At 39.9% G+C, this 15,214-nt stretch carries 12 protein-coding genes; 5 read left to right on the forward strand and 7 right to left on the reverse strand.

The features are described from left to right. Positions 1-23: 23 nt before the first annotated feature. The 3 genes from IQ31_RS10510 to IQ31_RS10520 all read right to left on the reverse strand — a co-directional run bounded on the left by IQ31_RS10510 (position 24) and on the right by IQ31_RS10520 (position 4,619). Positions 24-1,802: a hypothetical protein gene (locus tag IQ31_RS10510; RefSeq protein ID WP_145327944.1), complete on the reverse strand. Its 1,779-nt coding sequence runs from the start codon at positions 1,800-1,802 to the stop codon at positions 24-26. Between the two features lie 83 nt (positions 1,803-1,885). After that, positions 1,886-2,728 carry a formyltetrahydrofolate deformylase gene (gene purU, locus IQ31_RS10515; RefSeq protein ID WP_145327945.1) on the reverse strand — a complete coding sequence of 281 codons (843 nt, stop codon included), beginning with the start codon at positions 2,726-2,728 and terminating at the stop codon, positions 1,886-1,888. Positions 2,729-2,765: 37 nt separating this feature from the next. Continuing rightward, positions 2,766-4,619: a DNA topoisomerase IV subunit B gene (locus IQ31_RS10520; protein ID WP_145327946.1), complete on the reverse strand. Its 1,854-nt coding sequence runs from the start codon at positions 4,617-4,619 to the stop codon at positions 2,766-2,768. Between the two features lie 167 nt (positions 4,620-4,786). On the opposite strand from IQ31_RS10520, the gene IQ31_RS10525 reads away from it, so the two are divergent. Both IQ31_RS10525 and IQ31_RS10530 read left to right on the forward strand, forming a co-directional pair. Next, the gene (locus tag IQ31_RS10525) at positions 4,787-5,941 is read left to right on the forward strand and encodes an SPFH domain-containing protein (protein WP_145327947.1); all 1,155 of its coding nucleotides are present in this window, start codon (positions 4,787-4,789) and stop codon (positions 5,939-5,941) included. Positions 5,942-5,964: 23 nt separating this feature from the next. Then, the gene (locus tag IQ31_RS10530) at positions 5,965-7,074 is read left to right on the forward strand and encodes a TFIIB-type zinc ribbon-containing protein (RefSeq protein WP_145327948.1); all 1,110 of its coding nucleotides are present in this window, start codon (positions 5,965-5,967) and stop codon (positions 7,072-7,074) included. Between the two features lie 74 nt (positions 7,075-7,148). Here the strand turns inward: IQ31_RS10530 and IQ31_RS10535 are convergent, their stop codons facing one another. From IQ31_RS10535 to IQ31_RS10550, 4 genes are all read right to left on the reverse strand, one after another. Next, positions 7,149-8,144, reverse strand: coding sequence for a hypothetical protein (locus IQ31_RS10535; RefSeq protein WP_145327949.1), 996 nt, complete (start codon positions 8,142-8,144; stop codon positions 7,149-7,151). A 34-nt stretch (positions 8,145-8,178) separates the two neighbouring features. Continuing rightward, positions 8,179-9,288 (reverse strand): hypothetical protein, encoded by a 1,110-nt coding sequence (locus IQ31_RS10540; protein ID WP_088162938.1) that lies wholly within the window; start codon positions 9,286-9,288, stop codon positions 8,179-8,181. 10 nt (positions 9,289-9,298) lie between these two features. Then, a complete protein-coding gene (locus IQ31_RS10545; protein ID WP_145327950.1) occupies positions 9,299-10,045 on the reverse strand; it encodes a hypothetical protein in 747 nt (248 codons plus the stop codon). A gap of 235 nt (positions 10,046-10,280) precedes the next feature. Further along, the gene (locus IQ31_RS10550) at positions 10,281-10,778 is read right to left on the reverse strand and encodes a cupin domain-containing protein (RefSeq protein ID WP_046671961.1); all 498 of its coding nucleotides are present in this window, start codon (positions 10,776-10,778) and stop codon (positions 10,281-10,283) included. A 196-nt stretch (positions 10,779-10,974) separates the two neighbouring features. Between IQ31_RS10550 and IQ31_RS10555 the strand changes: the two genes are divergently transcribed. The 3 genes from IQ31_RS10555 to atpB all read left to right on the forward strand — a co-directional run bounded on the left by IQ31_RS10555 (position 10,975) and on the right by atpB (position 15,184). After that, positions 10,975-13,200, forward strand: a complete 2,226-nt coding sequence (locus IQ31_RS10555) for a helix-turn-helix domain-containing protein (protein WP_145327951.1) — start codon at positions 10,975-10,977, stop codon at positions 13,198-13,200. An 83-nt stretch (positions 13,201-13,283) separates the two neighbouring features. Continuing rightward, positions 13,284-13,499, forward strand: a complete 216-nt coding sequence (locus tag IQ31_RS28220) for an AtpZ/AtpI family protein (protein WP_075994172.1) — start codon at positions 13,284-13,286, stop codon at positions 13,497-13,499. Positions 13,500-13,987: 488 nt separating this feature from the next. Beyond that, a complete protein-coding gene (gene atpB / locus IQ31_RS27870) occupies positions 13,988-15,184 on the forward strand; it encodes a F0F1 ATP synthase subunit A (protein ID WP_244294456.1) in 1,197 nt (398 codons plus the stop codon). The last annotated feature ends 30 nt before the right edge of the window (positions 15,185-15,214 follow it).

Genomic DNA, 15,214 nt, shown 5'->3' on the forward strand with positions numbered 1-15,214 from the left:
TGTTTTTAAGCTATATCAGGGAGTTAAATATGTATGTCTTTTAAACGTAGTGATGCAAGTTCAAGCTGTCTTGGGATCGCTGCGCTGATGTTTTGTGGAATGAGCGATAAGTGTTGGGTAAGTTCGTTGTAATAGGTTATTCCAGCTTGTAATTGTGCTTTGAATTTGGCTACATATTTTATCTTTTTATCGTTCATGATATTTTTATTGTCTGCGACATATTTTTGAATATGATCGATATAAAGATTGAGTTCGTTAATTAAAATAAAAGGTCTGTTGTCATTTTCAAAAACCGAAATACGGCCATAGATGTGGTCGATCATTTCCCGCAAAGAATATTGTTTTTTGAACCAGACAAGATTTGGGCCTGGGCAGATGGATACAGCGGTCTGTTCTTTGCTCTTCTGGATATTGTACTTGAGATAGGCGGGTGCTGCGAGCCCTTCACAAAGACAGGTTTTCTCTGTAATGGCGTCGAAGGCTTTATCGTATTCTGCAGCGGACAGGTTTTGTTTTTGGAGTTCCTGGATCTTTTGATGTTGATAGACGCGTGATGCGGTGCAGATCGGTTTATCACTAAACTCTGTGTTCGAAATAAGGTATTCTTTTTTACAAGGGCTACCGGGGCGCCCTTTTTTTATACGTTCCAATCGTAGGTACTCCGCGCCACTTTTTCTGAAATTGTTAAAGGGAATTCCCAAGGGAGATGCCCCACTACAGTAGAAGTCTTCTTGCTTGGCCGTTTCCAATGCTTTTAAGGTTTCTTGATCTACCGTGGTTGCTTCGGGAACCATCAGAAATGGGGATCCCCATCCTACGGCATCGAATTCATAATAATTTAACAAGAACTGATGTTCTGAAGCAGTTCCCACACCTCCTTGAACTGTATATTTGATGATGGGGGGAGTTGTTAATGAGCGCTTTTGGGAAGTCCAATATTCGTGGTATATCTCGAAAAGTTCGGTTTTCAGACTTTCTTTTTTCTCTTTAAACTCTTGAAGGATTGGCCCCAGAAGAAAACCATCGGTTGCGAAGGCATGACCACCGCAGTTCAAACCGGATTCTATTCTGAATTCAGATACCCATACACCACGCTTAGCGAGATATTTTGCCTGGATGAGCGCCGATCGAAAGTCACTTACTTTCAAAACGACTTTTTTGTCAAATAGACCTTCACTATTTGGGAAGAAAGCCGGTAATTTAGCGAGGTAAGCGTATAGGTGTGGATTCATCCCTGCGGAAAGAATAAGAGAGGAATGCAGTGTGGAATTTGCAAAACCACGTAAGGCTGCTGAAGCATCCGAATAACGTTGATTCAATAGGTTACCATCCTGGTAATTCATTTTATCGACTTTGGACATAATATTAACATCGATGTCTCCCGCTTTGAGGTAATTGATCAATAGATCTTGCAGCTCGGTTTTAATCGCGCGATTGCTTTCAATTTCCATCGCATGATAAATTGGTTTTGAAGGGTGTGAATCGGGTAGAAGCTGAAAATATTTGGTAAGTTCGGAATTTTCGGTAAAAGGTTGACGCTTTAAGGCCTCGATTTGCCTATTGACCACAAACTGTACAAGATTGAGATAGGCCGTAATTCTTTTTGCTCGGTAATCTTCTTCTGTTTTAGCGATCGGATGATAGGAGATTTGATATTGTCCGCAGTAATAGCGGCGCATGCGCTCAATTAGTTCATCGTCAACAATAGACATTACGGAGGAGATGCCGTATTGTGCGACCTTAAGTGCGGAGTCGATGGAGAAAGCTAAGCCTAATACGGGGATATGAAAAGTATGCGTCATTCTTAAATATTTCTTTTACGAAATAATGGAGAATAACGCTGAAAAAAAGTAACGATTGTTTTATCGGGAAATGATTGTAATCACTATTCAAATACAATTGTCTTGTAGTCGTTGCGCATCACACGATCTTCGCTAAGGAGACGAATTGCTCGGCTCAAAACAGCCTTTTCTATTTCTTTTCCGGCAGTTACCATATCTTTTACAGTATAGGTGTGGTTGACATGTCGTATATCCTGTACGATGATGGGGCCCTCATCGAGTTGGTCGGTAACGAAATGCGCTGTGGCGCCGATGATCTTAACTCCTCTTGCATGAGCCTGCTTGTACGGGTTGGCACCAATAAAAGCGGGGAGAAATGAATGGTGTATGTTGACCAGTTTATTTTCAAAGGTATTGACAAACTGAGGGGACAAGATCCGCATGAACTTCGCTAAAATAATATAATCGAAATTATAGTTTTGGATTTGTGCGATCAGTTGTTTTTCGAATGTTTCCTTTGTCAGGTTTTCATGTGAGATACAATGAAATGGAATATCGAACTTTTCCGTAAAGGAGCGTAGTGATTCATAGTTGCCAATTACTGCCTGCACCTCCGCTCCCCATGTTTCGAAGTGTTGTCGTACCAAGATATCGGCGAGGCAGTGATGCTCCTTGGTCACGAGGACGACGATTTTTTTGCGGTTATTGGGGTTTATCTGTATCTGAGCGGATGGGGGAAGTACTTCGGCAAGAGAGTCGGAAAGCTGTTTCTGCTCAGGTACGATACCGTTACACACGACACGCACGAAAAATTTGTTGGCTTCTTCATCCACATATTCACGCATGGTGACAATATTGAGTTGATATTTTGCCAGCGTATTTGAAATGTTGGCGACCAATCCAACGGCATCTTGACATTGGATCAGAATTAAGGTTTGGTTGTGCATGAAAGGTGGTTGTAGGTTGCTAAAAAAGCGGGTTATTTTAACCCGCTTTTTTTGTTAGTTCTTCTTCAAGGTCAACTTCAACACGCAGATTTTCGACAATATGCTTTTGTCGATCTGGTGTGTTTTTGCCCATGTAATATTCTAATAACTGTTGAATTTTATTGTCTTTGGACAAGATAACCGGGTCAAGACGGATATCTTTTCCGATAAATAATCCAAATTCGGAAGGTGATATCTCACCCAAACCTTTGAATCGGGTAATTTCAGGTTTAGCGCCTAATTTTGCGATTGCTTTTTGTCGTTCTTCATCGGAATAGCAATAGATCGTTTCCTTTTTGTTGCGGACACGGAAAAGTGGTGTCTGTAAGATGGAAACGTGGCCAGCTTTGACAAGGTCTGGGAAAAACTGCAAGAAAAATGTCAATAGCAACAGGCGGATGTGCATGCCGTCGACATCGGCATCGGTAGCGATTACGATATTGTTGTAGCGTAACCCGTCGAGACCGTCTTCAATATTAAGTGCATGTTGTAAGAGGTTAAATTCCTCGTTTTCATAAACAATCTTTTTGGACATACCGTAGGAGTTTAACGGTTTTCCTTTCAGACTGAAAACAGCTTGAGTCTGCACATCCCGCGATTTGGTAATAGAACCAGATGCCGAATCTCCTTCAGTGATAAACAAAGTTGTTTCTTGGTTACGTTCATTTTTATCGCTGAAGTGCACTTTACAGTCACGTAGTTTACGATTGTGCAAAGAGGCTTTCTTCGCTCTTTCGTTGGCGAGTTTTTTGATCCCGGCGATATCCTTACGTTCACGTTCAGACTGTAGAATACGTTTTTGAAGAGCATCTGCCGTAGCCGGATTTTTATGTAGGTAATCATCCAATGCTTTTTTGACAAAGTCATTGATAAATCCTCTTACAGTAGGACCTTCCGGGCCTACACTTTGAGATCCTAGCTTTGTTTTCGTCTGTGATTCAAAAACAGGTTCCTGGACTTTGATCGCGATGGCGCCGATGATTGATGAACGAATATCCGATGCGTCAAATTCTTTTTTGTAGAACTCTCGGATTGTTTTGACAAGCGCTTCACGGAAGGCAGCCTGGTGTGTTCCACCCTGTGTGGTGTGCTGACCGTTGACAAAAGAATAATATTCTTCTCCATATTGCTGGCCGTGAGTCATCGCGATTTCAATATCATCCCCCCGTAAGTGGATAATTGGATAGCGCATGGACTCGGCATCAATATTTCGTTCCAGTAGATCTTTTAGTCCGTGCTCAGAAATAAACTTTTGCCCATTAAAGTTGATCGTAAGACCTGAGTTTAGAAAAACATAGTTCCAGATCATATTCTCTACAAATTCGGGACGGTATTTGTAGTTTCTGAAAATAGAATCGTCTGGATAGAATGTTACAGATGTACCATTCCGTTGCGTCGTATCTTTTTGTTCATCATTGACTAATTCCCCTTTAGAGAATTGGGCAATGCGTGTTATATTTTGACGGTATGACTGGACGGTAAACTGACTGGACAAAGCATTTACGGCTTTTGTACCGACACCATTTAAACCGACGGACTTTTGGAAAGCCTTACTATCATATTTACCACCCGTATTGATTTTAGAAACAACATCAACCACAGAACCAATTGGGATACCACGTCCATAATCGCGTACGGAAACTTTATTTTCGTTTACCGTGATATCAATAGTTTTACCGGCACCCATAACAAACTCATCAATTGAGTTGTCAACGACCTCTTTCAATAAAACATAGATACCATCATCATAGGCCGAACCGTCCCCCAACTTTCCAATGTACATTCCCGGACGGAGGCGGATATGCTCTTTCCAATCCAGGGACCTAATGCTGTCTTCGTTATATGTACTCATAAATTAATGTAGAACTTAGCTAACAAAAGTAAAAAAAATAAACTACGATAAGTAGTTTAAAAGGCTAAATTTTTTAGATATCGCTAGTTTGCGTACTGCTGGAGAAAATTGCCGGTTTGCGGGGAAATGTTTACATTTAGTGTAAGTAATTGTAAAGAGAATAATTTATGGGATTATTTGATAAAATCAGGAATGAGTTTGTCGATATTATCGAATGGGTCGATAATAGCACAGATACGATTGTGTGGAAGTTTCCACGATATCAGAATGAAATAAAAATGGGGGCACAGTTGACTGTGCGAGAAGGGCAGGCTGCGGTATTTTTGAATGAAGGCGTGGTTGCGGACGTCTTTCAGCCTGGTCGTTACGAACTGACGACCCAAAATATGCCGACCATGACAACCCTCAGAGGTTGGAAATATGGGTTCAATAGTCCATTCAAAGCCGATGTTTATTTTGTCAACCTTCGACAATTTGTCAATCAGAAATGGGGAACTAAAAATCCGATTATGTTGCGGGATCCTGAATTTGGTCCCATTCGACTTCGGGCTTTCGGTAATTTCTCTTTTCAGGTGAAGGACGTTACTGTTTTTATGAAACAGCTTGTTGCGACGACGCCTGTATTTACAGTTGAGGATATCACAGAGCAGCTTCGAAACATTGCGGTATCGCGGGGGATGGATGCTATTGCTGAGTCGAAGATACCGGCCTTGGATCTTGCATCCAACTATGATGAAGTTTCGGCCTTGATACAGCAAAAAATTGGGGTTGATTTTGATGAGTTGGGTTTGAGCTTAACGAAGTTCTTAATTGAAAATATTTCATTCCCAGAAGAAGTCGAGAAAGCCCTTGATAAGCGAAGCAGTATGGGGGTCGTTGGTAATCTGGGGGCCTATGCCCAATTCCAAGCCGCAAATTCAATGGAGAAAGCTGCTGAGAATCCCAGTAGTGGAGGGATTGTAGGTGCTGGATTTGGTGCTGGGTTGGGAGCAGGAATGGTTGGTCAAATGGGTAATGTATTTCAGCAAAACAGTTTTGATGGGAATAATCCTACTGGTACGGGATCAGCTGCTGCGGCTTCATCTGCAGGGGCCGTTGGACCTCCTCCATTGCCCAAAGCGGTCGCTTATTACCTGGCCATTAAAGGTAAACAGGAAGGGCCATTTGATCCGGAACAGCTGCGCGGTCTGATAAAAGACGGGACGATGACACTTGCCACCTTGGTTTGGAAAGAGGGCCTTGAAAACTGGATTGAGGCTGAAAAGGTAGGCGAATTAAAGGACTTGTTCTCGCAGAATCCGCCACCTATACCAGGAATTTAGGATAAAACGCACGACCGAGTTTTATGAGTTTTGAAGAAAAAACCTCCGAAATAGAGCAGGGGTTAAAATGCCAGGGCTGTGGTGCTATCTTGACTTATCAGCCTGGTACTTCCTATTTAGAATGTTCTTATTGTGGAACTAGAAATGAAATAGCGGACCCGATAGCGGAAAATGGCCATATTGAATCAACAGATTATAAAGTCTTTGGACAAGCAATGGAAGGGGTCGCTGATGAGCGCTATAGCTATTTGGCTGAAGTTGTGCATTGTAGTAACTGTGGCGCAAACTCGCGTTTGAATCCTCATGTTACGGCAGATTTATGTGCTTTTTGTGCTTCACCTTTGGTAATTGACCATCAGCAAAAGCGTATTGTGAAGCCACATGGTCTTGTTCCCTTTTCCGTTGATTACAAAAATGCTTTTGGGCTATTGACACAATGGGCCGGTAAGATATGGTTCGCTCCGAATGACTTTAAGCGAATTTTTAATTCAAGAAATGATCGTTTAAAAGGAGTGTATATACCATTTTGGTCCTATGATGCAGATGTACATTCTGATTACGTCGGGTCACGTGGAGAGTATTATTATTTGACGCGTACAAGACGCAATTCGGATGGTGAGACGGAAGAATACGAAGAAAGACGAACAAATTGGTATCCAGCTTCAGGTAGTATCTATAGTCAATTTAAGGATATTGTCATTTCGGGATCAACATCTCTTCCCGAAAAGTTCTCTGATAAAATCGGACCTTGGAATTTGGGCTATCTAAAACCTTTCAATGAGCAATATTTAAGTGGCTTTATCGCTGAAACTTTTAGTGTGGATCATGTAAAAGCGGCGGAAACTGCCCGGGCTATTATGGATCGGGAAATCGAACGTCAGGTTGAGGATGACATCGGTGGTGATACACAGGATATTGATTCTATTGATAGCGATTTTAAATCCATTAAATTGAAGTATATTCTTTTACCTGTATGGTTATCTGCATATCAGTATAAAGGAAAGAGTTATCAGATCATGGTCAATGCATTTAACGGTAAAGTTTATGGACAACGACCTTATAGCTTTTGGAAAATCGCTTTTTTAGTATTGGCGATCATTATTGTTTTATATCTCTTGAGTTTTATGGGATAACAAAAAAGGTTGCAAAAAAAAAGCGCTGTTCTCTTTTATTGAGAAAAGCGCTTTTTTTTTGCTAATCGTCTTGACTATTTGTTTAGTGAAAGTAGGAATCCGATCGTGAAATTGGCATCCCAATCAAATACGAAGGTGTCGCAATTGGTTGCATCTTTAATTGCTTTATAGATGTTGACACCGCTCTTTGTTTTTACTTTATCTGTTTTGTAAGATGCTGGATCGTTCAAAACCGTAAAACGCTCTTCACCTTGGCGTGTCTGTGATGCTAGTTCAAAAGGAACCCCGCCTATAATAAAACAAACCTCTCTTTTATTTGAAGGAATTTTCTCGCCTAATTTTTTTACTTCTGTATAGACAGCGTCATCTTTAAGGTCTTTTTCATAATATTTTGCACCGGGTGCTTCTACCGATTTTGTGTCACCGTCAATCCAGGAAATTTTGGTGTTACCGGAGCCAATGTCAACAACAAATGAATTATCTTCGTAAGCTTTCGGTAGGACAGATTTTAACGCTAATTTTCCTTCTTGCTCCGCTGTAACCAAGTTGACCACAAAGCCCATTTTTCTTAGTTCAGCACTGATAACTGAAGTTTTAGGTTCTTTTTGAGCTCCGGAGCTAATGACGAAATGTATGTTTTTGGATTTGACGCCTTTGTCGAGCATCATGCCTATATAATCTTTTAATCCTTTACGGATGTCTTCCGTATTTGCCAATCCTTCGTAGGCAAATGACTTTCCAAAGTCTTTGGAAATGATCTCCCAGCGATTTTCTTTGTCCATATTGACGACAAAGGAATTGAAACCCGAAGCGCCCACTTCAACGACACCCTTGTATTCGCCGTCGACTGGTTTTTCGGGTTGATAGTTGAATGAACGAGTCGTTTCTGAGCCTGATGAAGGTGCGGCCGCATGACCATTATTGCTTGTTGAATCTGTTGTTTGGACTGTCGAATTAGCATCAAATTTGCCCGATTGAATGGCCCAATAACCGATTGCGAGAATAGGTAAGGCGATGATAATTGCTTTGATTGGCCATCTTAATCTTGCCCATGTTGATTTTTCTTCCATAATGTTCGTATAATAAGTTTGATTTTAGTTAATATTAATCGAGTAATGTAAATCCTTTATCTACTTTTTCTTCGGGTTTGAGTTCATAGCTGGCATCGGCCATTTGCGTTACGTTTAATACATTTAGATTACGTTCGTCAACTTTGCGGATAAACTCTTCCAGTTCACCTTGAGTAGGCGTGCCACCCACGGTGATGTTGTTGTTTTGATCCAAGAAATCAAGATTCGATCGGATAGAGGCAATATTTTGACTGATGGCACCTGTTGCTGCATTCATGGCCTCTTGAAATGCCCAACCATCTTTGATATTGAACACATCGGCTAGGCCATCGGTGGCATTTTTCATCTTTTGAGTGGCTTCTAGCTTCTTGGAAATAATGGAAATGCTGCTATCCAAGGTGCTGACATAGATACGCGCTGCGCTTTCATTATCTTTTAGGACTTCCAATACTTTTGCAAATTGATTGGCATATTGGACATAACTGCGCGCATTTTGCTCTTCAGATTCACCTTCTTTTCCCAATAGAAATGCTTTGGTACGTGTTTCTTTGGCATCTCTTGCATAAGCATTTGCCTTCTCTGCATTATTTTTGCTCGTTTCCTCCTTTGATTTCTCGTCGAGATTAGCCGCTTCAGCGGTGAAACGTTTCGCATAGGTGTACTTCTCTTCGGCTGTTTTTTGAGCAGTTTCACCGCTTTGAATCATGTCGATGCGGACACCGTCTACATTGCTGATTTTTTCCTTCACGCGTTTCAGGGTGTCTTTTGCATCTCTTGATAACAGTTGTAAGGTTTCGATAGGGTTATTTCTAATGATGGATTTTTCACCTTTAAAAAGTAGGACGGTTCCCAATCGGTGCAATAGTGCAATGATCTTTGGGGCTAGCAATAATAAGGTAATCAGGATTATACTGAATATCACAAAAAGTATACTTTTTCCGGCATATTCCAGCATAATCGGTAAGTACTTGAAAAAAGCAAAGGCTCCACCAAGTAAAAGTGCCCAAAAGAAGATCGACGAAGCTGTCTTCTTCGCTTCTGGTGATTTTAATTGTGCAGGCAGATGATCGCCCAGTACTTGAAATATCGGAAGTTGCGTTTTTATCTCAGCGGGAATATTAACATACTGATCTTTTCTTTCCATTGATTTATTTTTATGTTATTGATTGATTAATCATATGCAATGCAGTGTTGATTTCGGTGACCACTTCATCAACGGCCGCGTTGCCGATGTTTATTTTTTGTTCGATATCTTTAATTCTTGGTTCGTACTTTTCATTAATTTGACCCAAAGCGAGTTGTTTTTTCTGTAGGTCATCTTGCAATTTGGCGATATTATCCGTTATTGTTTTGATTTCAGTGTTCAGATTTGCAATCTCCATGGTTCGGTCTTGTTCAGTCTTTTTCTTTTCAGCCTGTTTTTGTTCCGATTCTTTGGCAATGGTTTCTTTCAGTTTATTAGCATAATTTGTGCCAGTTGCTACCAGTTTATCCTTGGTTAACGACCTGTCTACAAATTTCAGTGAAGTATAGGCTGCTTTTAATGTGTTTTCCTCTACTTTTCCCATTGCGGCAGCAGCATTCCATACTTCGAAAAAATCTACACCCTGTTCGTTGAGTTTTTCAAGAATGGCATAGACCTTTAATTTCATTTCTTTGAGGTCGGTTGTTCCGTCATTGGCTGTTATAGGGATTGGGGGCGGTGTTTTTCCAGTTGGAGCCTGGACCGTCGGCGATGAATATGCCGGTGGTACCTGCGGTCTTTCAGGAGCGGCATTAGTGGTCGGAGCCGGTGGGGCTTGTGCCGGCGGAGTTTGCTGCGGCTGATCGTCCTCAAAAATTAATTTCTTCAGACTGTTTAATATACTGGATCCTCTTTTAGTATCGTCGTTGCTCATCATGTCATAGTTGATTATATCTGTACTAAAATAATAAAAATTAATATTCTCTTCTAATGAATTGCGTTATGGAACACCTGAAATGGACATGGGGTGGAGGAGCTTGGATAAAAGCGATGAAATGCAAATTAGGGAGAGTGAATCGGCTGCTATGGCGCTTTATGTTTGGGGTAAAAACAAAGATTCCCAATTGTTGATTGGGAATCTTTGTTTGGGCGGTAACGGTCTTGTGGGACTATTATCTGCCAAAATCATCTTGTACGCGAACAATATCGTCTTCATCAGAAGGATTGTTGGCATCTGTGTGCTGCCAGATCTCGGCTAAAATACCGAAGCCATCCAATCCAATTAAACGGTGACGTTGCCCTTGACGCAATCTAATCGTTTCGCCTTCTTTCAATGTTGAAACAACCGATTCTTCATCTGTGTCAGAAACCATAACGCCTACGTTACCTTGGATAACACGCCAGATTTCGGCACGACGGTGGTGATATTGCCATGAAAGTCTTTTCTCTGGTGCAACAATTAAAATTTTTGGACTTAATTTCCCTGAGATTCTTAATTCTTGTACATCCATTCCGCCGAAGTACTCATCGGCAAATTCTTGTGCTTGGGATTCGTCGATAACGAAAAATCCTCCCCAAGGGCGTGCAGCATCTGATTTATCAATACGAAAACCTTTGGATGTCAGCATTTCCTGTACTTTTTCAAACAATGCGATTTTATCTATAGCCATATTAAAAATTCTAAAAATTTGTTATTCGTTAATTCAGTTGCTAAATATAAAAAAAATCCATTAATATTTTAAGTTAACCGTTTTAGCTTTATCTAAATACGTTATAATGGAGCTGTTTTGGATATCCCTAGCTATAATATGTCGCGTGAAGTTAAAAATGAAATTGCTAATTTTGTGATCAATCTAATTTCAGGATATGTCAAACTTTCAAGTCGATCGGGAAAATACTGCATTTATGCAGGCTGTTGCTTTTGTTAACCAAACGAACCAAAACATATTTATAACAGGAAAGGCTGGTACAGGAAAAACGACGTTCTTGAAGTATATTCGTGAGCATAGCTACAAGAAGATGGCTATTACGGCACCCACGGGCGTCGCAGCGATGAATGCGGGCGGAACCACTTTACATTCTTTATTTTGGCTTCCATTTGGAACCTTTATAGAAGATTATGAATTACGTTGGGACGAGCAGGATAGTCATATTTACAATAAATCACGTTTATTCAGTACGATTAAATTGACCAAGCAGCGCAGGGCTATCTTGCAGGAACTTGAGCTTTTGGTGATTGATGAGGTTTCAATGGTCCGGGCAGATACATTGGATGCGATTAATGTGATCCTGCAATCTGTTCGTCGCGATATGCGGCCTTTTGGTGGTTTACAAGTATTGTTTATCGGAGATTTGTATCAGTTGCCACCAGTAGTGAAAGACGCCGAATGGAATGTTTTACGGGATCATTATTCTTCTGTTTTCTTCTTTAACGCTAAAATTTTAAGGGATAATCCGTTGGTGATGTTAGAGCTTAATAAAATCTATCGTCAGCAAGATGAGGGTTTTATTTCCATATTAAATGCCATACGAAACAATCAATGTACCAGTGACATGCTCACGACCTTAAATGGTTACTATCAGCAGGACTTTGTTCCAAATGAAGAGGAGCAGTATATTACATTGACCTCCCATAATCGAAATGCTGATGAAATAAACGGAGCCAAGTTGGCCTCATTATCAGGTAAAATGTTAAATCTTAAGGCTGTTGTCAAAGATGATTTTGCGCAGGGGTCCTACCCTGCTGAAGAAACGTTGTCTTTAAAAATAGGGGCGCAGGTGATGTTTATTCGAAACGATTCGGGAGATGAACGTAAATATTACAATGGAAAGATCGGTACGGTAAAGGACATCGATACGGTACAGGGCACAGTAACAGTTACATTTCCTGATGGGTCGGAATCTGTAACGGTAAAAAGAGAGACTTGGGAGAATATTCGGTATAATTACGACAAGGGGCAAGATCAGATTAAGGAGGAGATATTGGGTACATTTTCGCAATTTCCACTTCGACTGGCCTGGGCTATCACCATTCATAAAAGCCAGGGCTTAACTTTTCAAAAAGCAATCATCGACGCAGGGACCTCTTTTGCCGCGGGACAGGTGTACGTTGCATTGAGCCGTTTAACGAGTTTAGATGGGCTTGTATTAAAATCGATCATCCCTTCTTATGCTATCCGTACAGATTACCAAGTTGTCGAATTTGCGCAGCGTGCTCAGGGACAGGTTGATGTAAATGAGATTTTGGAGCAATGCCAGCGGAATTATCTTGGCCAGATTTTAATGCATGGTTTCCGTTGGGACGGTCTATTGGCCGAGACTTCGGAGCTGCTGAAATCACTTGAAGAGCGTAATATTGATGGAAAGGAACAAGCAGTACTATTCTTTCAACAATTGGTCAAGCACCTTCAGACCCAGGAGAAAGTTGCACATAAGTTTATTGTTGTATTGTATGATTTGTTGCGGGATAAAAACGCGATCGACTATGATGTAATTTGTGAACGTTCTACTGCTGCGGTCAATTGGTTTTTACCGAAAATGGATGTAGATCTGATTGAGGCCTTAACCAAACATATTGAAGAGTATCAGATACGAAAACGTACGAAGAAATATATTGATGAGTTAAAAGCACTATTGCTTGATTACAAGCGAAAACGCGAGCAGTTGCAGCATTGTCTGCTTATTGCTGAAACGCTTTCAAAACGGGAAGATTTTCAAACAGCGATGCTCGATGTTGCTGCCAGTGTGAAGACCAAAGAAAAAGACGAATTGGCTGCACAAAGTGCAGATGAAGAAGGACCTAAGAAGTTGGATACAAAGGAGATTTCCTTAGAAATGTTTAAGGATGGGATGAGTATTGCTGATATAGCTGTTAAGCGCGGGATGGTCGCTGGTACGATATATGGACATTTAATTAACTTTGTTGGTACGGAAGTGGAAGCAACAGAGTTGATCGAGCAGGATAAGTTGGATCGTATTCTTGGTGTTATTCGTGCAAATCCGGATAAGTCTTCTTCGGAACTTAAAATGCTTTTGGGGGCAGATATTGATTATCCGGATATTAAAATTGGACAAAAAGTTTTGGGATTGTAGGCAATAAAAATTTATAGCGTATATTTGTAACAAATTGTGTGATATAGTTTGTTGAAAGCCCATTGATAACCTTAAGATTGCTTATGGAAAACAAGAAAGATCCTAACAAGTGGCTTGTGCTGACGACTATTTCAACCCAGATGGTTTTTACCATTTACGCATTTTATTTATTAGGGGATTGGCTGGACGGTAAGTTTCATGCTGAGAACCAACTATGGATGAAGATCTGTACTCTTGGAGGGATTGGAATTTCTCTATATCAAGTCATTAGACAAGTGAATCGATTAAACGATAGATGATAGTATATATAAAGCAGGCCCTTATTTTATTTTTTGTTGCGGTATTAATTTTTGCCGTTCATTTCTTTTTGTTAAAGTCTTTTGATGGTATACATTCCCTGGAAGATCTACATTTTCCATTGTATGAAATTTATATTTTTCAACTGATATTATCCGTGATCATCATGGTGGGGATAAGTTACTGTTCGCAGAAATTTCCGCAATATGTTGGTTTTGTTTTCTTGGGATTATTGACTTTAAAGTTTGTCCTAAATTATGTTTATATCCATAATGGGTTGGCAAAACCGCAGGCTGATATTTTAAAATATAACTATTTGATCGTTGTCGTTTTATTCCTTTTTTACGATGTTATATTTGCTTACAAGGCTTTAAACAAATCCTAAGGGAGAAAACGATAGTTTTTTCAAAAAAATGTAATATTAAAGTAGCTTTTGTGCTTTATATATAGTATTTTCGCAAAAAATTTTAAATAACATAATAGTAGTATCGTGAGTCTTAAAAGAACACTTCAATTTTTAGCAGTTATTCTGTTTGCAGTTGCGCCATTTTTAACAAAGGCGAATGAGGATGCACACGGAGAAAAATCGCAGGCTGAGGAAATCAATAGCCATATTGAGCATCACTTACAAGATGATTATTATTTTAGCTTCTTTTCGGATGAAGAGACAGGTAAACATTATGGTTTTTCATTGCCGGTAATTTTGATCGATAATGGCTTGAAAGTTTTTATGGCTTCGGCATTCAATCACGGTAATAAAGTTGCTGAGGTTGGCGGTCAATATTATGCATTGTATCACGGGAAAATTTATAAGACTGATGCTACTGGTAATTTGACTGGTCATGAGTATCGTAAAAATGCTGATGGTAGCTATGTTATGACTATAAATGAAGATGGAAAAGAAGAGAAAAAGGAATTTGAAACTTCCTATGTGATTGGTTCTCATGAAATTCATGATGCTGTCGATTTTCATCCATCTGTAGCGATGCCTTTAGATTTTTCGATCACTAAAAGTGTTGTTGGTTTGTTTTTGGCTGCATTTTTAATGTTTTGGGCATTTATTAGTTTGGCTAAAACATATAAAAAAGGTGCTAACAATTTACCTAAAGGTGTTGGACGTGTATTGGAGCCTTTGGTTATCTATGTACGTGATGAGATGGCTATTCCAAACATTGGTCATCGTTACAAGGAATTCATGCCTTATTTATTGTCTGTATTCTTTTTGATCTGGATTTTAAACTTGGTTGGTTTGACACCACTAGGGTTTAACGTTACAGGAAACATTACAGTAACTTTATGTTTGGCTCTTTTTACATTCTTAATTGTGAATATCAAAGCAAACGCAAACTACTGGAAGCATATTTTTTGGATGCCAGGAGTTCCGGTTCCATTTAAATTTGTTTTAGCGCCAATTGAGGTATTGGGATTGTTTACAAAACCATTCTCTTTGATGGTACGTTTGTTTGCAAATATTACAGCTGGTCACACGGTCGTAATGGGACTGATTGCAATTGTTTATTTATTGCAACACCAATTGACAGTAGTGGGTAGTATCGGTGTTTCCATGTTCTTGACAATCTTCTTGATGGTTATCGAATTATTGGTAGCATTCTTACAAGCATTTATTTTTACGATGTTGTCATCCTTATTTATCGGTATGGCTGTTGAAGAACATCACGATCATTAATTAGTAAATTTTTTAATTATTCAAATCATA

Origin of the sequence: Sphingobacterium siyangense (assembly GCF_007830445.1) — a bacterium.
GTDB classification, from domain to species: domain Bacteria; phylum Bacteroidota; class Bacteroidia; order Sphingobacteriales; family Sphingobacteriaceae; genus Sphingobacterium; species Sphingobacterium siyangense.

What these genes read in the sequence shown, in the direction of transcription:
- IQ31_RS10510 (WP_145327944.1), bottom strand. Translation starts at nt 1,802, where the DNA reads ATGACGCATACTTTTCATATCCCCGTATTAGGCTTAGCTTTCTCCATC.
- purU (WP_145327945.1), bottom strand. Translation starts at nt 2,728, where the DNA reads ATGCACAACCAAACCTTAATTCTGATCCAATGTCAAGATGCCGTTGGA.
- IQ31_RS10520 (WP_145327946.1), bottom strand. Translation starts at nt 4,619, where the DNA reads ATGAGTACATATAACGAAGACAGCATTAGGTCCCTGGATTGGAAAGAG.
- IQ31_RS10525 (WP_145327947.1), top strand. Translation starts at nt 4,787, where the DNA reads ATGGGATTATTTGATAAAATCAGGAATGAGTTTGTCGATATTATCGAA.
- IQ31_RS10530 (WP_145327948.1), top strand. Translation starts at nt 5,965, where the DNA reads ATGAGTTTTGAAGAAAAAACCTCCGAAATAGAGCAGGGGTTAAAATGC.
- IQ31_RS10535 (WP_145327949.1), bottom strand. Translation starts at nt 8,144, where the DNA reads ATGGAAGAAAAATCAACATGGGCAAGATTAAGATGGCCAATCAAAGCA.
- IQ31_RS10540 (WP_088162938.1), bottom strand. Translation starts at nt 9,288, where the DNA reads ATGGAAAGAAAAGATCAGTATGTTAATATTCCCGCTGAGATAAAAACG.
- IQ31_RS10545 (WP_145327950.1), bottom strand. Translation starts at nt 10,045, where the DNA reads ATGATGAGCAACGACGATACTAAAAGAGGATCCAGTATATTAAACAGT.
- IQ31_RS10550 (WP_046671961.1), bottom strand. Translation starts at nt 10,778, where the DNA reads ATGGCTATAGATAAAATCGCATTGTTTGAAAAAGTACAGGAAATGCTG.
- IQ31_RS10555 (WP_145327951.1), top strand. Translation starts at nt 10,975, where the DNA reads ATGTCAAACTTTCAAGTCGATCGGGAAAATACTGCATTTATGCAGGCT.
- IQ31_RS28220 (WP_075994172.1), top strand. Translation starts at nt 13,284, where the DNA reads ATGGAAAACAAGAAAGATCCTAACAAGTGGCTTGTGCTGACGACTATT.